The 20851-nt window shown below is 73.4% G+C and carries 17 protein-coding genes; 7 read left to right on the forward strand and 10 right to left on the reverse strand.

The genetic code is table 11. The features are described from left to right. Positions 1-136 precede the first annotated feature (136 nt). From corA to ACZ49B_RS08455, 3 genes are all read right to left on the reverse strand, one after another. Positions 137-1219, reverse strand: a complete 1083-nt coding sequence (gene corA, locus ACZ49B_RS08445) for a magnesium/cobalt transporter CorA (protein WP_468301962.1) — start codon at positions 1217-1219, stop codon at positions 137-139. A gap of 65 nt (positions 1220-1284) precedes the next feature. After that, complete coding sequence (locus ACZ49B_RS08450; protein ID WP_030297598.1) at positions 1285-1677, reverse strand: TOBE domain-containing protein; 393 nt, start codon at positions 1675-1677, stop codon at positions 1285-1287. Between the two features lie 238 nt (positions 1678-1915). Beyond that, entirely contained in the window at positions 1916-2833 is a 918-nt protein-coding gene (locus ACZ49B_RS08455; RefSeq protein WP_468301966.1) for a LysR family transcriptional regulator ArgP, read from the reverse strand. 69 nt (positions 2834-2902) lie between these two features. On the opposite strand from ACZ49B_RS08455, the gene ACZ49B_RS08460 reads away from it, so the two are divergent. The 3 genes from ACZ49B_RS08460 (at position 2903) to ACZ49B_RS08470 (ending at position 6393) form a co-directional block, all read left to right on the forward strand. After that, positions 2903-3526: a LysE/ArgO family amino acid transporter gene (locus ACZ49B_RS08460; RefSeq protein WP_468301969.1), complete on the forward strand. Its 624-nt coding sequence runs from the start codon at positions 2903-2905 to the stop codon at positions 3524-3526. 73 nt (positions 3527-3599) lie between these two features. Beyond that, positions 3600-4706, forward strand: coding sequence for an NUDIX domain-containing protein (locus ACZ49B_RS08465; RefSeq protein WP_468301972.1), 1107 nt, complete (start codon positions 3600-3602; stop codon positions 4704-4706). Between the two features lie 169 nt (positions 4707-4875). Beyond that, positions 4876-6393, forward strand: coding sequence for a DHA2 family efflux MFS transporter permease subunit (locus ACZ49B_RS08470; protein ID WP_468301975.1), 1518 nt, complete (start codon positions 4876-4878; stop codon positions 6391-6393). Here the strand turns inward: ACZ49B_RS08470 and ACZ49B_RS08475 are convergent. The 4 genes from ACZ49B_RS08475 to ACZ49B_RS08490 are packed head-to-tail and all read right to left on the reverse strand — an operon-like array spanning position 6382 to position 10230. Beyond that, positions 6382-7344, reverse strand: coding sequence for a hypothetical protein (locus ACZ49B_RS08475; protein WP_468301978.1), 963 nt, complete (start codon positions 7342-7344; stop codon positions 6382-6384). The two genes, ACZ49B_RS08470 and ACZ49B_RS08475, sit on opposite strands and share 12 nt — an antisense overlap. Positions 7345-7401: 57 nt before the next feature. After that, positions 7402-7938, reverse strand: coding sequence for a cupin domain-containing protein (locus tag ACZ49B_RS08480; RefSeq protein ID WP_266661786.1), 537 nt, complete (start codon positions 7936-7938; stop codon positions 7402-7404). Then, on the reverse strand, positions 7935-9152 hold the full coding sequence (locus ACZ49B_RS08485) for a cytochrome P450 (protein ID WP_468301982.1): 1218 nt from the start codon (positions 9150-9152) through the stop codon (positions 7935-7937). The genes ACZ49B_RS08480 and ACZ49B_RS08485 overlap by 4 nt, the downstream gene beginning before the upstream one ends. Before the next feature lie 16 nt (positions 9153-9168). Beyond that, positions 9169-10230 (reverse strand): type III polyketide synthase, encoded by a 1062-nt coding sequence (locus tag ACZ49B_RS08490; RefSeq protein ID WP_468301985.1) that lies wholly within the window; start codon positions 10228-10230, stop codon positions 9169-9171. Between the two features lie 204 nt (positions 10231-10434). On the opposite strand from ACZ49B_RS08490, the gene ACZ49B_RS08495 reads away from it, so the two are divergent. Together ACZ49B_RS08495 and ACZ49B_RS08500 are read left to right on the forward strand one after the other, a co-directional pair. Further along, entirely contained in the window at positions 10435-11679 is a 1245-nt protein-coding gene (locus tag ACZ49B_RS08495; protein WP_468301988.1) for a cytochrome P450, read from the forward strand. Between the two features lie 20 nt (positions 11680-11699). Beyond that, on the forward strand, positions 11700-11891 hold the full coding sequence (locus ACZ49B_RS08500; protein ID WP_468301991.1) for an acyl-CoA carboxylase epsilon subunit: 192 nt from the start codon (positions 11700-11702) through the stop codon (positions 11889-11891). Positions 11892-11948: 57 nt separating this feature from the next. On the opposite strand, the gene ACZ49B_RS08505 is transcribed toward ACZ49B_RS08500, so the two are convergent. Beyond that, positions 11949-13769 carry a VanW family protein gene (locus tag ACZ49B_RS08505; protein ID WP_468301994.1) on the reverse strand — a complete coding sequence of 607 codons (1821 nt, stop codon included), beginning with the start codon at positions 13767-13769 and terminating at the stop codon, positions 11949-11951. A 244-nt stretch (positions 13770-14013) separates the two neighbouring features. Between ACZ49B_RS08505 and yczE the strand changes: the two genes are divergently transcribed. Next, positions 14014-14793: a membrane protein YczE gene (yczE, locus tag ACZ49B_RS08510; RefSeq protein ID WP_468301997.1), complete on the forward strand. Its 780-nt coding sequence runs from the start codon at positions 14014-14016 to the stop codon at positions 14791-14793. 3 nt (positions 14794-14796) lie between these two features. On the opposite strand, the gene ACZ49B_RS08515 is transcribed toward yczE, so the two are convergent. Both ACZ49B_RS08515 and ACZ49B_RS08520 read right to left on the reverse strand, forming a co-directional pair. Next, a complete protein-coding gene (locus ACZ49B_RS08515; RefSeq protein WP_468302000.1) occupies positions 14797-15585 on the reverse strand; it encodes a hypothetical protein in 789 nt (262 codons plus the stop codon). A 20-nt stretch (positions 15586-15605) separates the two neighbouring features. Next, positions 15606-16070 carry a hypothetical protein gene (locus ACZ49B_RS08520; RefSeq protein ID WP_468302002.1) on the reverse strand — a complete coding sequence of 155 codons (465 nt, stop codon included), beginning with the start codon at positions 16068-16070 and terminating at the stop codon, positions 15606-15608. Between the two features lie 116 nt (positions 16071-16186). Here ACZ49B_RS08520 and ACZ49B_RS08525 point away from each other — a divergent pair, with 116 nt between their 5' ends. Continuing rightward, the gene (locus ACZ49B_RS08525) at positions 16187-20848 is read left to right on the forward strand and encodes a CHAT domain-containing protein (protein ID WP_468302004.1); all 4662 of its coding nucleotides are present in this window, start codon (positions 16187-16189) and stop codon (positions 20846-20848) included. Positions 20849-20851: the final 3 nt, after the last annotated feature.

A 20851-nucleotide genomic window follows, 5' to 3' on the forward strand; every position in this document is an offset into this window, starting at 1 on the left:
GGGGGTGAACACAAGACCTCCATGGGGGAGTTGAGGCTGACCCGACTTCGTTAGGAAACTTTACTACCAGAGCTCGGGACAGCTCAATACCCGTGCACGCCATGGGTGCCGGAAGGGCCGGTGGTCGATCCGCGGCTCAGAGCCAGCCGTTGCGGCGGAAGCCCCGGTGGATGACGAAGCAGGCGAGGGCCATGACGCCGACCACGATCGGGTAGCCGTACGTCCAGTGCAGTTCGGGCATGTTGTCGAAGTTCATGCCGTAGACCCCGCAGACCATGGTCGGCACGGCGACGATGGCCGCCCACGCCGTGATCTTGCGCATGTCCTCGTTCTGCGCGACGGTCACCTGCGCGAGGTGCGCCTGCAGGATGGAGTCCAACAGGCCGTCGTACGCGCCGATCTGGTCGGTGGCCCGGGTCAGGTGGTCGGCGACGTCGCGGAAGTACGCGCGGACGTCCGGCGGGATCACCGGTATCGGCTGCGTGGCCAGGTGCTGGAGCGGTCGGCCCAGCGGGGCCACCGCCCGGCGCAGCTCCAGCAGTTCGCGCTTGAGCTGGTAGATCCGGCCCGCGTCGCCGCGGCCGCCGTACTCGCTGAAGACGGCGGTCTCGACGGCGTCGATGTCGTTCTGCACCGCGTCCGTGACGGCCACGTAGTCGTCGACGACGTGGTCGGCGATGGCGTGCAGAACCGACGACGGCCCCTTGGCCAGTTGCTCGGGCGCCGCTTCCAGGCTCTCGCGGACGGGGCCGAGCGTGCCGTGGCCGCCGTGCCGGATGGTGATGACGAAGTCCTCGCCGGTGAACGCCATCAGCTCGCCGGTCTCGACGACCTCGCTCGTCGCGGTGAGCTCCTCGTGCTCCACGTAGCGCACGGTCTTGAAGACGGAGAAGAGTATGTCGTCGTACCGCTCCACCTTGGGACGCTGGTGCGCGTTCACGGCGTCCTCGACGGCGAGGGGGTGCAGGCCGAACAGTTCGGCGAGCCCGGCGAGCTCCTCCTTCGCCGGTTCGTGCAGGCCGATCCACACGAACCCGTCGCCCGTCTTGCGGACCCGCCGCAGCGCCTCCTCGACCTCGGCGCAGCCGTCCTGCCGTGCGCCGTCCACGTAGACCACGCAGTTGACCACCGCGCTGCCGAGCGGGGAGCGGGCCGGATGACTCAGATCGACGGCCCGCCGGTAGCCGCGGCGCACGGCCCGGCGCAAGTTGCTGAACATGGACAACGGGGTACTTCCCTTCGGCGGTTCAGTGGCCAGTCTGCCACCGCCGCCGATCGGCCCCGTCAGACCCTGTCGATGAACACGCTCGTCGACTTCACCCGCGCCACGGCCCGTGCGCCCACCTCGAGGCCGAGCTCCTCCACCGCCTCCCGGGTCAGCAGCGACACGATGCGGTGGGGCCCGGCCTGGATCTCGACCTGGGCGTCGACGGTACCGAGCTTGACGGCGGTGACGATGCCCGGGAAGGCGTTGCGCGCCGAGGTGTACGGGGCGTCCTCGGCGTCGGCGCCCTCCTGGGCGGCCTCGACGCAGAACGCGGCCAGGTCCGGCCCGTCCACCATCCGGCGCGTGCCCTCCCGGCGGGTGGGGAACCGCTCCGCATCCGCCCAGCGCCGGGCGGTGTCGACGCTCACGCCGAGCAGCCGCGCGGCCTGGCCGATCGTGTAGGACTCCATGACCGCAGCTTAAGCGTCTGTCCGACCCCGATCCGCCGGACACCCCCTTAGGGGGTGTCTTGCCGATCAGGCCGGATCAGGGAGCGGCGCCCGGTGCGTGCGATCGCAAGGCCGAGGAGGGAGTCGACGCGGTGGGGGCACCTCCCAGCGGTAGCTGGGGGACGTCGGCGAGTGACGAGAACGCGGCGAGCGCGCGTGCCGGACGCCGCGAGCCCGGCCTGATCGGCAAGACACCCCCCTAGGGGGTGACTCCGTCCTGGCGGAGTGCCTCGGCCGCCGCGGCCGCGATCACCTCCGCCACCGTCGACAGCGCCGGGGAGTCGAGTTTCCACTGCTGCCAGTACAGCGGCACGTCCAGCGGCCGCCCCGGCACCAGCAGCACCAGCCCGCCCGTGCGCAGCAGCGGCTCCGCCTGCGGCTCGGGCACGAGTCCCCAGCCCAGCCCCGACGCCACCGCGTCGCAGAAGCCCTCCGAGGTCGGCACGTGGTGGCGCAGCGGCCCGGCCCCGGCGTCCTGATCGCCGGTCAGCGACCGTACGAACACGTCCTGGAGCACGTCCCGCCGGTCGAACACGATCACCGGGGCCTCCCGCAGGCCGTCCTCGACCGCCCCCGACAGGTACCGCGCCACGAACCCGGGGCTCGCCACCGGCAGGTACCGCGCCAGCCCGAGCCCGCGTACGGTGCACCCCGCCACCGGGTCGGGCGAGGAGGTCACCGCCGCCATCACCTGGCCCTCCCGCAGCAGCGCCGTCGTGTGCGACTCGTCCTCCCGGTGCAGTTCGAAGAAGACCGGCGGATCCTGCGGCACCTGCGTGAGCGCCGGCAGGAACCAGGTCGCCAGCGAATCCGCGTTGACCGCGATCGGCAGCCGCACCGGGCCGCCCGACTCCTGCGCCATCCCGAGCTCGGCGCGGGCGTCCCGCTCCAGGCGGGCCAGCTGCCGGGCGAACCGGACCACCACCTGCCCGGACTCGGTCGCCCGGACCGGTTTCGTCCGCATCAGCAGCACCCGCCCGGTCCGCTGCTCCAATGCCTTGACCCGCTGACTGACGGCGGACGGGGTCACGTGCAGGGCCGCGGCCGCCGCGTCGAAAGTGCCCTCGTCCACCACGGCGAGCAGGGTCCGTACCTGGTCCAGGGGAAGCTCATCCATCACGAGAGCTAAGGGTACGTAAAAATCTTTAGCTGTACTGAAACCGTGCCGCTGCCTACGGTCGGAGACATGACACACGGCATCATCGCGGCGGCCCTCGCCGGCTTCGGCACCGGACTCTCCCTCATCGTCGCCATCGGCGCACAGAACGCCTTCGTCCTGCGGCAGGGGGCCCGTCGGCAGGCCGTCCTCGCCGTGGTCGCGATCTGCGCGGTCTCCGACGCGGTCCTCATCGCCCTCGGCGTCGCCGGCGTCGGCGCCTTCGTCGCCGCCTGGCCGGCCGCCCTGACCGCGGTCGCCGTCGCCGGCGGCGGGTTCCTCATCTGCTACGGATTCCTCGCCGCCCGCCGGGTGCTGCGGCCCACCCCGGGCGCCGCCCTGGACACCGGCGGGGCCACCGCCGGGACCCGGCGCCGGGCCGTGCTGACCTGCCTGGCCATGACCTGGCTCAACCCGCACGTCTACCTCGACACCGTCCTGCTGCTCGGCTCCCTCGCCGCCGACCGCGGCGACCTGCGCTGGGCCTTCGGCATCGGGGCCGGGCTGGCCAGCCTGATCTGGTTCGGCACGCTCGGCTACGGCGCCCGGCTGCTCGGCGGCCTGCTGGCGCGCCCCTCGGCCTGGCGGGTGCTGGACGGGCTCGTCGCGGCGACCATGGTCACGATGGGCGGGATGCTCCTGGCCCGGGCCTGACCGCGGAGCGCGGCGGGCCCGCGCGCGGGGTACGGATCCGCCCGGTACCGCCGCACGACCACAGGAGCCCGCCGTGCCCGACCGCTCACCCGACCGCCCCTCCCCCGGGGCGGTGCGCGCGTACTACGCCGCCCGGCCGTCCCCGCTCGTCGCCGCCACCGGGATCGTGCTGGACACCGGCGGGCGGGTCCTCGTGCTGACGCCCACGTACAAGGCGGGCCTGGAACTGCCGGGCGGCACGGTCGAGGACACCGAGACCCCGGAGGAAGGACTGGCCCGCGAGCTCAAGGAGGAGCTGGACCTGGCCGTGCCGGTCGGCCGGCTGCTCGCCGTGGACTCCCGGCGGCCCGGCGCGCTCGGCCGCTCCCTCATCGCCCACATCCACCTCGTCGGGCCGCTCTCGCCGGAGCAGACCGCCGCGATCTCCTTCGCGGACGGCGAGGTCGCCGCGGCCCGCTGGCTCCCGCCGGACGAGGCGTACGCGGCGCTGCCCGCCCGGATCGCGCCCCGGCTGCGCGCCGGCCTGGACGCCCTGTACTCCGGCTCCCTCGCGCACCTCGTCGACGGGGTGGCCCAACCCGGCTCCCCGGCCGGTCTGGACCCGGCGCGGCGTACGGCCCTCGAGCACGACGGTTCCTTCGACGCCGCGAGCCACCGGGCCGCCCGCCCCAAGGCCCTCACCGCGGCAAGCGTGCTGTTCACCGACTCCGCGGGCCGGATCCTGCTGGTGGAGCCCTCGTACGGCAAGCCCGGCCGGTGGAACCTGCCGGGCGGCGGGATCGACAGCGACCTGGGCGAGACCCCGCGGGCCGCCGCCCGCCGGGAGGTGCACGAGGAACTCGGCCTCGACCTCGAACCGGGCCGACTGCTCGGCGTGAACTGGGCCCACAAACCCGGCTATCCGGCCCGCATCCGCTTCCTCTACGACGGCGGGGTCCTGGACGGCGCCGCCCTGGCCCGGATCCGGCTCGCCCCGTTCGAACTGCTCCGCTGGCGGGCGGTGCCGGCCTCGGAGCTGCGCGCCCTGGTCAAACCGTCCCTGCGCCGCCAGATCGAGGCCTGCCTGCGCGCCCGCACCGAGGGCACGGGCCCGCTGGAACTCCACGCCGGCCGCCCGGCCGGCACGCCGCGCAAGGGGAAGAAGAACGCCGGAGGGACGGCGAACAAGGGGAAGCGGTAGCAGAAACGAACGCTCCGCTGGTCCATCCGGACGGCATCGTGGCGTGGCGCGCGGGCGACGGGGCGTGCTCACGCATCGTCGAACCAGACAGTCCACGTACACGCACCTGCACACGTATACGCGCACGCACCTCGCCCGCGAGAACGAGCGCAACCCATGGAGCGCCACCATGTCCGCAGAGCCGAACCGCCCCGGGACCAGTACCACTCCAGCCGTCGCCGACGCCGCCGCGCAGCCCGATCCGCGCCGGTGGTGGATCCTCGCCGTCATCGGCCTCGCCCAGCTCATGGTCGTCCTCGACGCCACCATCGTGAACATCGCCCTGCCCTCCGCCCAGGCCGGCCTCGGGTTCTCCGACGAGCAGCGGCAGTGGGTGGTGACCTCGTACGCGATCACCTTCGGCAGTCTGCTGCTGCTCGGCGGGCGGCTCGCCGACAAGTTCGGGCGGCGGCGGGCCTTCCTCATCGGGCAGATCGGCTTCGCCGCGGCCTCCGCGCTCGGCGGGGCCGCCGCCACCTTCGGGATCCTCGTCACGGCCCGCGCCCTGCAAGGCGTGTTCGCGGCGCTGCTGGCTCCGGCCGCGCTCTCGCTGCTCACCACGACGTTCTCCGCCCCCGCCGAACGCGGCAAGGCCTTCGGCGTGTTCGGATCGCTCGCCGCGTCCGGGGGCGCCGTGGGGCTGCTGCTGGGCGGGTTCCTCACCGAGCACCTGAGCTGGCGCTCGACCATGTACGTGAACCTGCTCTTCGCCGCCGTCGCCGTCGTGGGCGGCGTGCTGCTGCTCAAGCGGCCGGCGCCGACCAGCCCTCCCCGGCTGGACCTGCCGGGCACACTGCTCGCTTCGGCCGGGCTCTTCTGCCTGGTCTACGGCCTCGCCCAGGCCGGATCCCACGGCTGGCAGTCCGTGCACACCCTGGGCTTCCTGGCCACCGGCGCCGTCCTGCTCACCGCGTTCGTCTGGTGGCAGGGCCGCAGCGCGCACCCGCTGCTGCCGCTGCGGATCGTGCTCGACCGGGTCCGGGGTACGGCGCTCACGTCCGTGTTCATCACGGGGGTCGGCATGTTCGGGGTGTTCCTGTTCCTCACGTACTACCTGCAGCACACCCGCGGTTACAGCCCGGCCAGGACCGGCCTGGCCTTCATGCCGATGTCCGGCTGCACCATGATCGGCGCGATCGGCAGCAACATGGGCCTGCTCGGCCGGATCGGCGGGCGCCCGCGCATCGTCACCGGGATGCTGCTGTCGGCCTGCGGCATGGCCTGGCTGTCGAGCCTGACGGCGACCGGCTCGTACGTCGTCGACGTCCTGCCGGGCCAGGTGGCCACGGGGCTGGGCATGGGCCTGATCACGGCGGCCGCGATGAACCTCGGCACGGCCGGCATCGACCCGCGGGACGCCGGCGTCGGCTCCGCGACGGTCAACGCCATGCGACAGACGGGCGGCTCCGTCGGCACGGCGCTCATGAGCACCCTTGCCGCCGGAGCCGTCGCCCGCTCGCTGGCGGGCCGGCAGCCCACGCCGGAGCTGATGGCGCGGGCTGCCCTGGAGAGTTACCACACGGTCTTCACGGCATCGGCGGCGATCTTCGCCGTCGGCGCGGTGCTGACCCTGCTCCTGCTTCCCGGCGGCCTGTCCATGGAGCGCGCACACGGCGCACCCGGGGGCCGCCGCCCGTCAGCGCGGTGAGTGGGCGCCGGGGGCCTTGGGAGCCGCCGGGGAAGCGGGCTTCTTGGCAGGGGTTTTGGGAGCCATCGGAGAGGCCGGCTTGGCGGGGGCCATGGGAGCCGCCGGCGAGGCCGGCTTGGCGGGGGTGACCGGGGCCACGGGGGTGCCGTCGGCCATCAGGCAGTTCGCCATCGAGCTGCGGACCCGGTCGCCGGTCGAGAAGTGCTTCACCCGGCAGGAGTTGGTCCCGATCCCGCCGTCGACCTGGCCGTAGCCCGGTCCGATCGTCAGGACGGTGTCGTTCAGGCCGCGGACCGTGTCGTTGCCGGGACCGCCCTGGACGATGCCCGCGGACTCGGCACCCACCGACTTGGGCTCGATGATGTCGTTCTCGCTGCCGCCGAGCACCCGGCCGCCGAGGTCGACGTTGCCCGTGCGGATCAGGTCGTTGCCGTCGTTGCCGAAGACCTGGCCGCCGCCGCGCTGGTACTCGCCGGGCTCGCCCAGCACGCTGCCCGTGGTGATCTGGTCGTCGCCGTGGTCGCCGTAGACGGTCGCGCCGTGCGCTGCGGTGCCCATGACGAGGGCGGTGATGATGGTGTCGTTGCCCGCACCGCCGCGCACCGTCGCGTTGCCGTTGCGCGGGGAGAGGTTGTTGACCTGGAGCGTGTCGTCGCCCTCGCCGCCGAGCACCTGGGCGTCGATGAGCATGCCCTTGACGCGGATGTTGTCGTTGCCGCCGCCGCCGTAGATGATCGCGTTCTCGACGTCGTTCTCGCACAGGATCGTGTCGTCGGACGCAGTGCCGCGTACCTCCTGCCCGGGCGGGGCCTCGACACCGTTGACGTAGCACCAGTGGGACGGCAGGGGTTCGGCGGCCCGGGCCGGGCCCGCGGCGAACGAGGCGGCGGCGGCGATCGTGCCGGCCAGGGCGTACGAGGCGGTGCGTAGGGTGCGGCGAGTGCGCAGCATCGATTTTGCTCCCGAGCATGGTGTTGGGTGGGGATGTGGTGCGGTGTTGGTCGGTCGTCAGGACAGCTCGTGGCGCAGTGGCGTGAGCTGTTCGATGTCGTAGCGGATCCGCAGTTCGCGGATCGCTGCGGGATCCGGGGTGGCGCTCGTGTCGAGCAGCTCGAGGAGCTCCTCGAAGTACCGCTCGTGATCGGGCGGCGGTGAGGCCTGGAAGAACATCCGGGCGGGTTCGCCGGTGGGGTTCGCGAAGGCGTGCGGACAACCGGGCGGAACCACGATGACGGTTCCGGGCGTGGCACGGACGACCTGACGTCCGTCGAGCGCTTCCCAGTGTCTCCAGTCGTCGCCGGAACGCACGCGCGGCTCGAAGGCCATGACGTCGAGTTCACCCTCCAGGACGTAGAACAGTTCTTCGCTCCGCGTGTGGAGGTGCGCCCCGACGTCGAAACCGGGCGGTACGACGACCTCGAAGCTCGAGGCCACCGAGGAGTGCTCCCCGGTGACCTTGAACGTGACCTGCTGGGCGTCGGTGTGCAGCTTGCGGCCGTGTCCCGGTGGTACGAGCAGCCCGTCGCGGGCGATGTGCGCGGTCATGACCAGGTCACGGGCAGACCTTCGGGCCCGCGGATGAGGGCACCGGGCCGCCAGCCCAGTTCGCTCGGGGGGACGCTGAGGCGCAGGTCCGCGAAGCGGTCGAGCAGCGCGTCCACGAGCAGTTCGGACTCGAGGCGGGCCAGCATGTTCCCGGGACAGAAGTGGGGTCCGTACCCGAAGGAGACGTGCGGGTTGGGGTTGCGGTCCAGGTGCAGCTCGTGGGGGTCGGGGAAGACCTCCGGGTCGCGGTTGGCCGCGAGGTAGGAGACGTAGATCGCTTCGCCCGCCCGGATGAGCTGGCCGGCCACGGTGACGTCCTCGAGGGCGATCCGGGAGAGGCCGACGGCGTTGCGGTGCGGGATGTAGCGCAGCAGCTCGTTGAGTGCCGAGGGCCGCAGGCCGGGCTCGCTCCTCATCCGTTCCATCAGGTCCGGCCGGGTGAGCAGGATGTAGACCATGTTGCCCACGTTGTTGGTGACGGCCTCGCCCCCGATCTGGATGAGCAGGGCGAGTCCGGTGGCTTCCTCGGCGGTGACCTCGCCGGCCTCGACGGCCTTGACGAGGAGCCCGATGACGGTGTCGCCGCCGGCCACTTCCCCGCTGCGCATACGCCCGCCCAGGTAGGCGCACATGTCGTTCTTCGCCTGCTCGCTGCGTTCCGCGCCCTGGGCCGAGGAGAGGATCAGGCTGGTCCATTCGTGGACCATGGGCCGGTCGGCCTCCGGTACGCCCATCAGCTCGCACACGACGGCGAGCGGGAAGGGCGCGAGCAGGCGCTCGGTCAGGTCCACGGGCGGGCCGTCGCGCAGGATCCCGTCGACGAGGGTGTCGAGCATGTCCTTGGCCCGGGTGCGCAGGGCCTCCACCCCGCTGGTGGTGAAGGCCGCGGCGACGGTGCGCCGCAGTCGGGTGTGGTCGGGCGGGTCCTCGAACCCGACCGCGCCCGGCGCGGGGATGAAGTGGGGGGCCAGCCGGGTGACGTCGTGTTCCGCGACCAGCTTGCGGCTGAACCGGGGATCGTTGGCCACCATGCGCACGTCGTCGAACCGGCAGACGAGCCAGGCCCACCCGCTTCCGTTCGGCAGGCGGATCCGGGTGATCGGACCCGCCTGCATCAGTTCGGCGAGGACGGGGTCGAAGTCGACCCCGTCCAGTGCCGGGGTGGGCCAGTGCGTGATGGGTGGCCTTGCGGTTGCGGGGCCGTCCTTCAGCATTCTTCGGATTCCTCCCTCACCCGGTCCCTCGATCCGAGGTCCAGCTGCCCAGCGAGATCTCTGCGGTGATGCCCGGGCCGAAACCGGCCAGCAGGCCCCGCGCGGCGTCAGCGGTGCCGTTCTCGTCGAAGAGCCGGCGCAGTGCGTCCAGGACGACGGCGCTGGCGATGTTGCCGTACTCGGTCAGTGTGGCCCGACTGAAGCGGAATGCCTCGGGTGCCACACCGAGGTACTTGCTCAGGTCATCCAGGATGCGGGGCCCACCGGCGTGGATGATGTAGAAATCCAGTGCGGCAGCGTCCCACCCATGGGCTTTTGCGAGCTCCTTGAGGGACGGGGCGAGCGGTTCCATGGTCCCGGGCACCCGCCGGTCGAGCTTGAAGTGGAACCCGGTGGACTTGACGTCGTACATGATCCAGTCCTCTGTCTGGGGGATGATGTACGAGCTGTTGCGGTGCAGTTCCATGCCGGTGCCGCCCTTGCCGCGGACGACGGCGGCGCCTACGCCGTCGCCGAACAGGCCGTTGGAGAGCAGGTTGCCGACCTCCAGGTCACTGGGCTGGTAGCAGAGCGAGCAGAACTCGCAGGACACGATCAGCGCGTTCGCCTCGGGGTAGGCGGTGCAGAAATCGTGGGCCCGGTTGACCGCCGCCCCGCCCGCCGCGCAGCCCAGCTGGGCGATGGGGAGCTGTTTGGTGTCCGTCCTGAAGCCCATCGCGTTGATCATCCAAGCGGTCAGCGAGGGCATCATGAAGCCCGTGCACGACACGTAGATGATCATGTCGATGTCCTGCGCACGCAGCTGCGCGTCCTCCAGCGCCTGCCGCACCACCGCCGGGACCCGCTGCTTGGCCTCGACCTCGTACACCGCGTTGCGCGATTCGAAGCCGGGGTGCTTGAGGGTCTCCTCGATGGGGCGCACGATGTGCCGCTTCGCGACGCCGGTGTTGCGGATCAGACGCAGCGCCAGGTCGAGCTGCGGATGGTCCGCGTGCACCGAACGGCACAGATCCAGGGTCTGCTCCATCGTGATCACGTGCTCGGGCACGCACACCGTTGGCCTGCACAGAGTCGCCATGGGTGGCTCTCCTTTCGTGTCTGACACAGCCTCACGGACCTTTGGCCGATGCGCGCGCGGGACTACGGCGTTGGGGACATGAGCCAATCCGGTGACGCTGCGCCGTGGAGGCAGGGGAGCCTGCGACGAGAGGGAAGGGATGGCTGTGCCGATTTCCCGCGGAATCGCGCCTTGGGGGGTGACATCCACGCAGGGAGATGAACCATGACGTCAGACCCGCACACGGCCCTCGAGCCGGAGACGGACCCGGCCTCGGGCGAACCGGTGCACTGCTGGAACCTGGACGACTTCGAGGCGCTCGACTTCGACCCGTTCCTGCACGACCGCCTGCGGGACAAACGGGCCGCCCGGATCCGGCTGCCGTACGGCCAGGGCAGCGCCTGGCTGATGTCCCGCTACGCCGACGTGAAGGCGGCCACCACCGACCCGCGCTTCAGCAGGCAGGAACTGGTCGGCCGTACGATCACCGCCTCCTCCCCGCACGCGATCGCCTCGCAGCAGGCGTCCATGAACTACGCCGACCCGCCGCGCCTCAACGACATGCGCCGCGTGGTCGCACGGGCCTTCACCGGCAAGAGCATGCAGAAGCTGCGGCCGACCGTGCAGCGGACCGCCGACAGCCTGCTGGACGGCATGGAGCGGCACGGCTCACCGGCGGACCTGGTCGAGCACCTGCACGGCCCCTTCCCGCTCGCGGCCGTCGCCGACCTGCTGGGGATGCCGCAGGACATGCGCAAGAACATGACCTCCTGGGCGAACGTGATCATGACCCCCGGGCCGGCACCCGACAAGAGCACCGACGCCCTGAAGACCGTGCGCGAGAGCATCGTCGCCCTGCTCGCCATGCGGCGGGAGAAGCAGAGCGACGACCTGGCCGGGGTCCTCGCCGCGGCCGCCGACGCCGGTGAGATCACCGACCCGGAGGCCGTGTCCATCGCCACCGCGATCCTGGTGAGCGGTGCGCACGCGGTACGCAACAACAGCGCCAACATGATCTTCGCCCTGCTCACCCATCCGGAGCACCTCGAACGGCTGCGCAGGGAGCCGGAGCTGATCCCCCAGGCCGTCGACGAGCTGCTGCGCTTCATCCCGCACCGCAGCGGGGTGGGCCTCCCGCGGATCGCCACGCGGGACGTGGACATCGCCGGCGTCACGGTCAAGGCCGGCGAGACGGTGTACTCCTCGTACCTGGCGGCCAACCGCGACCCCGAGGTCTTCCCGAACCCCGACACGCTGGACTTCGACCGCGGGCCCATCGCCCACATGGCCTTCGGGAACGGGCCCCACCACTGCGTCGGCTCGATGCTGGCCCGGATGGAGTCCGAGATCATCGTCACCACGCTGCTCGACCGCTACCCGCGCCTGGCCCTGGCCGTACCGCGCGAGCAGATCGAATGGCAGGCTGGGGCGCTGATCCGCGGGCCCAAGACCCTGCCGGTGTCCTGGTGATACGCCGGCACCGGATCAGGGTGGTCCGAGGCACCCCCGACCACATAGAACTGGCGGCCCTCACGGCCGCCCTGGTCATCCTGGCGCGCACGGCCCACGTGCCCCGCGCGCCGCACTCCGCCCGGCACCACCGTGCCCACTGGGACCGCAACCTGCCGTCGGTGGTGCACCATCCCGCGCACTCGTGGCGCGCCCGCCCGGGCTCCCCCTAGGCATCTCTTCGCCGTTGACGGGGCCCGGCCCGGCCGGGCCCCGTCGGCGGGAGTCCGTCAGGCGCGGACCGGCTTCGGTGCGGCCGGGGTCGCGGGGGCCGCCGGGGTCGCGGCCGCGGAGCCGGCGGGGGGCGTCGGGGCGGCCGGGCTCGCCGGGGTCTGCGGATCGCAGGTGACCTCGTCGCGCGGGGTGTAGTGCGTACGGTAGGTCTCCCGCTTGACCTCCTGCCCGCCCTGGACGAAGACCCGGTCGACGGCGACGTCGAAGCCTTCCAGCGGGGTCTGCACCTCGCAGGTCGGACCGGAGCCCGTGCGCTTGGCCGGCGGGGTGACGTTCGTCCGCGGGCCCTGGGTCGCGCGTATCTCGTCGTACTTCTTCGTGCCGAGCAGGCTGATGGTCACCGAGGTGTCCGAGGACTCGGCCTGGACGTAGATCGCGTGGCCGGAGTCGTTCTTCCAGCGCAGGTCGAGGGTGCCCCAGGCGACGGTGGCCTCGCGCCCCTCGGGGTACCGCTCGATGTAGAAGGAGTGCGCCCCGTGCTCCAGCGGCTTGACGCCCGCGAAGAACATGGCGTTGTACATGGTCGTCGCGACCGCCGAGACACCGCCGCCGGGGGACTTCACGTACTGGCCGTCGTTGATCATGATGCCGTCGACGAAGCCGTTCTCCTTGGTCCGCTCGCCGACCGTCTTGTTGAAGCTCCAGGTCTCGCCCGGGAGCACGACGGAGCCGTTGATCCGCTCCACTGCCTGGGCGATGTTGGTGGTGCGGTACGGCGCGGCCGGGAACTTGACGGTGAAGGAGGACACCTTCTCCTTGATGCCGAGGCGCTGTGCGTTCTCGGCGGTCAGGCGGGGGTGGACCGTCTTCACGGCGACCACACCGGTACGGGCGGCGCCCGAGCGCGTCAGCAGCGGGACGACGGCGTCGGCGAAGGCCTTCTCGGTGACCTGGATCCCGGAGCGCCCGTCCTGGGCGACGACCGCCCGGCCTGCGGAGTCGACGCGGAAGGTGGCCCCGCGGGAGGGGCTGGTGGCCGCGGCCACCTGCCGGGCGACCGCGGGGTCGGCCAGCAGCCCCTTGGAGTCGAGCTTCGGAACCAGCCGGCCGTGGGCGTCGGGCTCGACCGCGAGGTGCCGGCCGAGCACGGCGGGGGTGAGGACCACGGGCTTTCCGGCCACGGTGAGGGTGATCGGGCCGGACATCGCGGGCTCGGCGAACTCCTTCAGGGCCCGTGCGGTCTCCTGCCGGCCCACGGCGGGCGGCTTCTGGTCCACGGGGATCGCGACCGGACCGCCCTGCGGACGCAGGTAGGCGGCGCGTACGGTGTCGGCCGCCTGGTCGGCGCGCACGGCGATTCCGGTGACGGGGTCGGTCGCCTTGGCCGCGCCGCCCTCGAAGGTGACGTCGCCGTCGCGGGCCTGCCGTCCGGCGGCCGCGATCCGGTCGACCTCGGCCGTGCTCGTCGGGCCGTCCGTACGGATGACGGGCTCGACCTCGCGGTCCTCGGCCGGGGTGACCAGCCGCCCGATCACGGTGATGGGATCCGCTCCGGACTGCGCGGCGCGGTCCGCGGTGGCGGCGGTGTCCAGGGACAGCCCGAAGGCGGCGGGGGCGGCCTTCTCGGTGCGGTCGCCGATCCGCAGCTCCATCGGGGCGGCCGCGGCCGGGCCGAGCGTGCGGTCGAGGGCGGCCTTGGCCTCCGTACGGCTCATGCCGCCGATGTCGACTCCGCGGACGTGGGTGCCGTCGGCGATGGCGTCGCCCGCCACGGCCAGACCGGTGAGGTAGAGGCCGCCGAAGCCGAGGACGGCAGCTCCGCCCACGAGGGGGAGGGCTGTCCGCCGGTTGATCGTGAGGCGGTGTACGCGTCGCATGTCTCTCGTCTCTGCCGGTGCCGGTGGCGCTGGTACGTCGGGGTGGACCGGGAACCAGCATTCACCAATTCGGACTAACCGGGGCAAAAATGTGCCTGTTCTCACGGGGGAGACCGGTCGGCACACCACCGGAACCGAGACCCCCGAACCAAGGCCACTTGGGTTGGATTGGCCCTGTCCGGCCATCCAGGGGATGCCACATCGTGAGGTCTGTCGGTCTTTGGCTCCCCGAAAGGCTCCACCGATGTCCCTCGCCCCCGCCCGCCCCGCCCGGCGCCTCACACGTCGACTCCTGCAGCTCTACGTCGGGCTCGCGCTGTACGGCGCCAGCTCGGCGTTCCTGATCCGCGCGGGTCTGGGGCTGGACCCGTGGGACGTCTTCCACCAGGGACTCGCCGAGCTCACCGGGTGGAGCATCGGCACGGTGTCCGTGGCCGTCGGGGCGCTGGTGCTGCTGCTGTGGGTGCCCCTGCGCCAGCGCCCGGGGCTGGGCACCGTCTCCAACGTGTTCGCCGTGGGCCTGTCGATGGACGCCACGCTCGCGGTGGTGCCGGACGTGCACGGCACGCTCGCGCAGGCAGCCGTGCTGACGGCGGGCATCGTCCTCAACGGGGTCGCGACCGGCCTCTACATCGCCGCCCGCTTCGGGCCGGGGCCCCGCGACGGCCTCATGACCGGGCTGCACCGGCGGACCGGGCGGTCGCTGCGGCTCGTGCGGACCGGGATCGAGCTCACGGTCCTCGCGGCCGGTGTCCTGCTGGGCGGCACGGCCGGCGTCGGCACCGTGGCGTACGCGCTGGCCATCGGCCCGCTCTCGCAGATCTTCCTGCGCGTGTTCGCCCTGCCCGGGGAGGACGGCTCCCCGGCGGCCGGCGGCCGGGTCGCCGCCCGGTCCCCCGATGCAGCTCCGGTCACGGATCCGGCGTGCGTGGCCGACCCGGCCCGGGCGGCAGCTCAGGCACCGGCTGCGGCTGCGGCTCAGGCGCCGGCCGCCGGGCCGGAGCCGGCACCGGCCCGGCCCTGACGGTCAGCCGCCGCCCTTGCGGAGGATGTCGTCGATCCTGCGCCCCTCGCCCTCGGTGACCCCGCCCTCCCCCACCACCACGCCCAGGGCCGCGGCGAGGTCCCGGTGGTGGATGTCGAGCACCGCCTCGATCAGGGTGGTGAACTCCTCCAGTGCAGCGCGCGAACGCCGCCGGCCCGCGAGGAGCACACAGCCGCCCACGATCAGCCCGGGCCACCACCACACCCCCGTGACCAGGTAGAGGCACCCCCACCCCGCGAGGGTGACGGCCTCGGCGAAGCCCGTGCGCGCCGCCAGCACCGGCCGGCGCACCTCGTCCGCGACGAGCAGCCATACGCGCGGCCACGCGGCGGCCGCATCGAACCAGTACTGGGCCCGGATCCTGGCCTCGACCAGCCGTACCCGGTCACTCATCCAGGTGTGGCGGCGCGGCAGGTACGCCTCCACCACCCCGGCGCCTGCCCGCTCCGCGGCCCGCAGGGCCCGGCGCCTGCGGCGCCGGGCCACCCCCCACTCCAGCGGGGCCAGCCAGAACCGTTCGAGCGCGCGGCCGAGCACCCCCGCGACCGTGCCTGCGGTGCCCGCGGCCAGCAGGACCAGGGCGATGTCCACCACCGCCCGGGCCGGCGTGGCCCGCCAGCGCCGGGCGAGGCCGTCCAGCCAGACCGTCAGCCGGCGGGCGTCGAGGGCGTGCCCGTGGCCGAGGTGGAATCCGGCGGCGGCCACCAGCACCAGGAGCAGCCCCGGCAGCAGGACCGACCTGAACCAGCGGCTGCTGACGTGTCTGCCCACCTCGGAGAGGATCCCCGTGATCATCGGGTGTCGGGGGCCGGGCCGAGGGGCCGCATGGCCGCGCCGTACGCATGGCACGCCGGGACGTGACCCTGCGCGTCGCGCCCGGCCGTACGCTCGCACCGCTCGCTGGGGCAGCCGTAGCGTCCGCCGCCCGCGGACGGCGGACGCGGGGAGCCGGGAAAGCCGACCATCGCCGAGCTCTCCCGGTCCGACCAACTGCGCCGGGGCGCAGCCGAGTCGGCCGGATCCGCCGGATCCCCGTCCTCCTGGAGCCACTTGCGTACGGCGCGCTGCGCGGAGCCGCCCTGCCGGACCCGCGCGGCGTCGCGTTCCAGCCGCTCGGCCACGCCGGTCACCCGTGCATGGTCGCGCAGCCCGGCCAGCCGGGCGCACCACAGCGCCAGTGCCTCGCTCTCGGTCGGCCCGACGGCCCCGGTCTGCTCGCTCGTCCCGCTCGTCCCCGTCGGTTCCTGCGCGGCCATCGGCTCCCACCACCCCTTCCGCCCCTGCCGGTTCGGGCGCCACGGTGAGGCTACCGACTGGCACCGACCGGACACACACAGCTACCGTAGCGGGAACGGCAGGGAGGTCGTCTGGCATGCGGTGGCGCTGGCGCGGCAGTGCGCGGGGTGGGATCGAGCAGGTGGTGCTGGAGTACCTGCGATCGGGGCGCGAGGGTGGACTGCAGGACCCGCGACTCGACGCCGAGGCCCGGCAGTTGCTGGCGGCGGCCGCCGGGCAGCCGGCCCGGTCCGAGCCCCGCGGCCGGGCCGTGCTGCTGGTCGGCCTGCTCCTGCTGGCGCGGTTCAAGAGCCTGAAGCGGCAGGCCGCACTGCCCGATCTCGCCGCCACGGTCAAGCTCGTCGGCCTGCTGCACGACACCCTCCCCGATGCGGTACCTGCCGAACTCTGGGAGCTGGCCGTAGAGTTCGGCGCCGATCCGGCGGCGCGTGTGAAGGTGGCCCGAGCCTTCCTCGAGACCGAGCAGCGCAGCGGCGACGACGGGCTGATGGGGCTCGTCGCCCTGCAGCGCGCCCTGTCGGACCTGCCCGAAGACGAGCCGCACTGCGCCGAGTTGCGTCTGCTGCTCGCCACGGAGTGGCTCGAGCGCTTCGAGCGGACGGGTGAACCAGGCGATCTCAAAGGCGCCGTCAGGTGGGCGCGGGCGGCGCTCGCCCTGGCCCCGGCTGCCGCCGGCCGCCGACGCGAGGCGTTCCTCCAGGTGCTGGCGGCGGCGCTGGCCCACGAACTCGCCCGCGACGACAGTCCGGAGAACGCGACCGTCAACGTGGAGGTGTGCCGCAAACTGCTGGCGCTGCAGACCCGGCAGGGCCCGGACCGCGTCGACGCCGTGACCCGGCTGGGCGGCGCCCTGTTCACCCGGTACAACCACTCGGGGGCGGCCGGGGACCTCGACGAGGCGATCGACCTGCTGCGCTCCGCCACCGCCCCGGGCGCGGTCCCGAACGTGATGCCGCGCGGAGCCCAGCTCAAGTGTCTCGCCTCGGTCTTGCACCGCCGCCACGAGCTGACCGGATCCGTCGACGACCTCGACGGGACCATCGCCGTGATGGCCTCGGCCGTCGGACCGGGGGGTCTGACGGATCCCGCCGAGCGGGCGCAGTGGAACGGCACGCTCCGCTCCCTCCGGCGGAAGCGGGCCGAAGCCGGCGCGCAGCCGGCCACAGCGCGGCGCCCCACACCGGCACTGCCGCACCAGCGCGCCGCGGAGGCCCGGCAGCTGATCCTGCGGGCCGCGGCGGAACCGGACCCCCTCTCCCGCGACCGGGGCATCGAACTGCTCGGCCCGGCCCTGCGGGAGCTCCCGGAGGACTTCGCCGACCGCGGCGCGTACAGCGCGCACCTGGGCTCCGCCCTGCTGGCCCGCTACCGGACGGGGACCAAGGACCCGGCCGATCTCGAAGCCGCCGTGGAGTTCGCCGGCGAAGCCGCACGCCTGCGGCACCGGGGCGACCCCGCCCACCAGGTGGCGCACCTGCTCCTGCTGGCACAGGCCACCGAGTCGCGCTACGACCACTCCGCCACGGCGGCGGATCTCGATTCCGCGATCTCCCTGTACCGCATGCTCCTGGGGCTCCGGCCGCCGCCCCGTGGGGACCGGCGCTGGCACTGCCTGCACCACCTCGGCAAGAACCTCCTCCTGCGCTGGCAGCGGTCCGGATCACTCGCGGACCTCGACGAGGCGGTGGACCTGCTTCGCCAAGCCCTGGGCCTCGTACGGCCGCCCGCGGAGGAGTACTCGCTCAATGCCGTGAACCTCGGGCTGGTCCTCGTACGCCGGCAGGAGATCACCGGCACCGACCACGACCTCGACCAGGCCCACGCCTGCCTGTCCGCCGTACTGCCCCACCTCTCGGCGGACGGCGAACTGCGGGAAGAGGCGCGCCTCCTGCTGGAACTGGTGGACGGCCGGAGGCGCGAGCGGGAGGTGCGGCGGGAGGAGGTCATCGCCCCGCTGCTGAAGAACGCCGAGTTCGTCTCGCCGGGAGGCACCCCCGGGGTCCCGCCGGAGCAGGCCGGCCGGGAGGGGGGCGCCGGCCGGACCGCGGTGGTCCGGTACGACCACCGCCTCACCGAGTACATCTCCCGCTACGAACGGACCGGCGACCCGGCGGTGTTCGCCCCGGCGCTGGCCCTCGGGTACCGGGTGCTCGGCGGCATGCCGGACGGGCACCCCGGCCGGCCGGTGATCGAGGGCCGCATCGGCGCACTGCTGCTGCGGCGGTTCGAGCGGGACGGGGACCCGGTCGACCTCGACGGCGCCGTCGAGCACCTGCGCCGCAGTGCGTACGGGCCCACCCCCAACCTGCAGCAGCTGCGGATGCTGCTCGGGATGCCGGACGCGGACGCGGAGGAGCTGCGCCGCGTCGCGGGAGACCGGGTGGACGCCGTGCTGCAGATGGAGCCGGAGCGGGGCGGCGAACTGTCCGCGCTGGCAGCCGCCTACGTACGCCGCTTCGAACGCGACGGGGCGCGGGGCGACCTGGACGAGGCGGTGGCCGCCGCGCAGCGGTCGGTGGAGGCGGGCCGCCCGTACGACCGGCCCGCGCACTGCGCACGTCTGACGACCCTGGGCACGACCCTGGCGCTGCGCCACCGGTTCACCGGGGACGCCGCCGACCTGGACCGGTCGATCGAGCTGGGCCGGCAGGTCCTGGCCGTGGCCGAGGAGATCTCGCCCGCATCGGCCGCGGACGTCCGGCGGACGGCCCTGCCCAATCTCTCCAGCCGGCTGCGGACCCGGTATCTGACGGGCCGTGCGGCCGCCGACCTCGACGAGGCGGTCGCCCTCGGCCGACAGGCCGTCGCCCTGGATCCGTCGGACCGCACGGAACGGCCGGACGTCACGGCGCGGACCAACCTCGCCCTGGCGCTGTGGGACCGGGCACTGCTGCGCGGCGACCTGGGCGATCTCGACGCCGCCGTCGCCGAGGCCGGGGCCGTGGTCGCCGGTCTGCATCCCGCCTCGCCGCGGCGCGCCCACACGCTGATGTCGTGGGCGCACATGGTGGCCGACCGCAGCGACATGGCGCGGGAGCGCGAGGGCTGCCGCGCCGGCGAGGACGACGCCGGGGCCGCACTCGACGGGTTCGCCGAGGCGGTGCAGTGCCTGACCTCGCCGGCGCACGAGCGTCTCGACGCGGCGGTCGGCTGGGGCACCTTCGCCGCGGAGCGCGCTCGGGCCGGGCGGGCCGGCTGGGAGGCGGCCGCGGACGGCTTCGCGGCGGCCGTCGGGCTGCTGCCGCTGACCGCCTGGCACGGTCTGGACCGGGGCGACCGCGAACGGCTGCTCGCGCCGCGCTCGCACGTGGCGAGCGATGCCGCGGCCTGCGCCATCGCCTGCGGGCGGCTGGAGGAGGCGGTGGAACTCCTCGACCAGGGCCGCTCCGTGCTGTGGGGGCAGGCCCTGGACGCCCGTACGGATCTGACGGAGCTGGCTCGGGAGCATCCCGAACTCGCCCGGCGGCTCGACGGCCTGCGGGCGCGGCTGGAGCAGGGAGGAGCCGGTCCGGTCGACGGCGGCGACGGCTGTGGCGCCGGCGTCACGGACGGCGCGCAGCGGCAGCGCCGGCTGGCCCGGGAGTGGGAGGCGCTGGTGACGGAGATCCGGCGCCGGCCGGGTTTCGCGTACTTCATGCTCCCGCTTCCCTTCGCCGAACTGTCGCAGGCGACCGCCGCCGGGCCGATGGTCCTCGTCAACGTCAGCCGCTACCGCTGCGACGCCCTGGTGGTGACCCCGGGTCAGGCCCGGCTGGTCCCGCTGCCCGGTCTGGACGCGGAGGAGGCGCAGCGCCGTACGGAGCGGTACCTGGCGGCCGTGGACCGTATCGGGCGTCCGGGGGCGCCGACCGGTGCCGTGCAGCAGACGGTCCTGGACACCCTGGAGTGGCTGTGGGACGCGGTCGCCTCGCCGGTGCTGGACGCCCCTGAGGCGGCGGACCGGCGCGGGCGGCGCGTGTGGTGGTGCGCCACCGGGCCGCTGGCCCTGCTGCCCGTGCATGCCGCGGGCTACCACGATCCCGACGACGAGCGGCCGTACGACGCCGTGGTGGAGCGGGTGGTGTCCTCGTACATGCCGACCCTGCGGGCCCTGGCCCGGGCGCGCAGGCCCGCGGCCGCCCCGGACGGGCCGCGCCGGCTGCTGGTCCCGGCGGTGAGCGAGCGGCCCGGGTACGCGCCCTCGCTGGAACCGCTGCCGGGCGTACGGCAGGAGGCGGAGGCACTGCGGCGGCGCTTCCCCGGGCGGCACACGGTCCTCGCCGAGGCCCAGGCCACCCGGGCGGTGGTCCTGGACCTGCTGCGCTCGCACAGCTGCGTCCACTTCGCCTGCCACGGCGGCCAGAACCTCGCCGACCCGGCCCAGGGCGCCCTGTACCTGTACGACGGTCCGCTGACGGTGACCGCGCTCGCCCGGCTCGACCTGGAGTCGGCGGAGCTGGCGGTCCTGGCCGCCTGCCAGACCGCGGTGGGCGGCACTGAGCTGCCCGACGAGGCGATCCACCTGGCCGGCGCCCTGCTGCTGGGCAGCTTCCGGCAGGTCGTCTCGACGCTGTGGACCGTCGGGGACGACACCGCACGGCAGGTCACGGAGATGCTGTACGGGGTCCTCGGCGACTCCGAGGGCGCCCTGCACCCGTCCCGCGCCGCCCACGCCCTGCACGAGGCGGTCGTCAGCATCCGCCGGGAGGATCCGTACCGGCCCCTGGCGTGGGCCTCGTACGTCCACTTCGGACCGTAGATC

The organism is Streptomyces sp. NPDC031132 (assembly GCF_055570595.1).

Coding starts and splice junctions, on each gene's coding strand:
- corA (WP_468301962.1), bottom strand. CDS start 1,219: ATGTTCAGCAACTTGCGCCGGGCCGTGCGCCGCGGCTACCGGCGGGCC.
- ACZ49B_RS08450 (WP_030297598.1), bottom strand. CDS start 1,677: ATGGAGTCCTACACGATCGGCCAGGCCGCGCGGCTGCTCGGCGTGAGC.
- ACZ49B_RS08455 (WP_468301966.1), bottom strand. CDS start 2,833: ATGGATGAGCTTCCCCTGGACCAGGTACGGACCCTGCTCGCCGTGGTG.
- ACZ49B_RS08460 (WP_468301969.1), top strand. CDS start 2,903: ATGACACACGGCATCATCGCGGCGGCCCTCGCCGGCTTCGGCACCGGA.
- ACZ49B_RS08470 (WP_468301975.1), top strand. CDS start 4,876: ATGTCCGCAGAGCCGAACCGCCCCGGGACCAGTACCACTCCAGCCGTC.
- ACZ49B_RS08475 (WP_468301978.1), bottom strand. CDS start 7,344: ATGCTGCGCACTCGCCGCACCCTACGCACCGCCTCGTACGCCCTGGCC.
- ACZ49B_RS08480 (WP_266661786.1), bottom strand. CDS start 7,938: ATGACCGCGCACATCGCCCGCGACGGGCTGCTCGTACCACCGGGACAC.
- ACZ49B_RS08485 (WP_468301982.1), bottom strand. CDS start 9,152: ATGCTGAAGGACGGCCCCGCAACCGCAAGGCCACCCATCACGCACTGG.
- ACZ49B_RS08490 (WP_468301985.1), bottom strand. CDS start 10,230: ATGGCGACTCTGTGCAGGCCAACGGTGTGCGTGCCCGAGCACGTGATC.
- ACZ49B_RS08495 (WP_468301988.1), top strand. CDS start 10,435: ATGACGTCAGACCCGCACACGGCCCTCGAGCCGGAGACGGACCCGGCC.
- ACZ49B_RS08505 (WP_468301994.1), bottom strand. CDS start 13,769: ATGCGACGCGTACACCGCCTCACGATCAACCGGCGGACAGCCCTCCCC.
- yczE (WP_468301997.1), top strand. CDS start 14,014: ATGTCCCTCGCCCCCGCCCGCCCCGCCCGGCGCCTCACACGTCGACTC.
- ACZ49B_RS08520 (WP_468302002.1), bottom strand. CDS start 16,070: ATGGCCGCGCAGGAACCGACGGGGACGAGCGGGACGAGCGAGCAGACC.
- ACZ49B_RS08525 (WP_468302004.1), top strand. CDS start 16,187: ATGCGGTGGCGCTGGCGCGGCAGTGCGCGGGGTGGGATCGAGCAGGTG.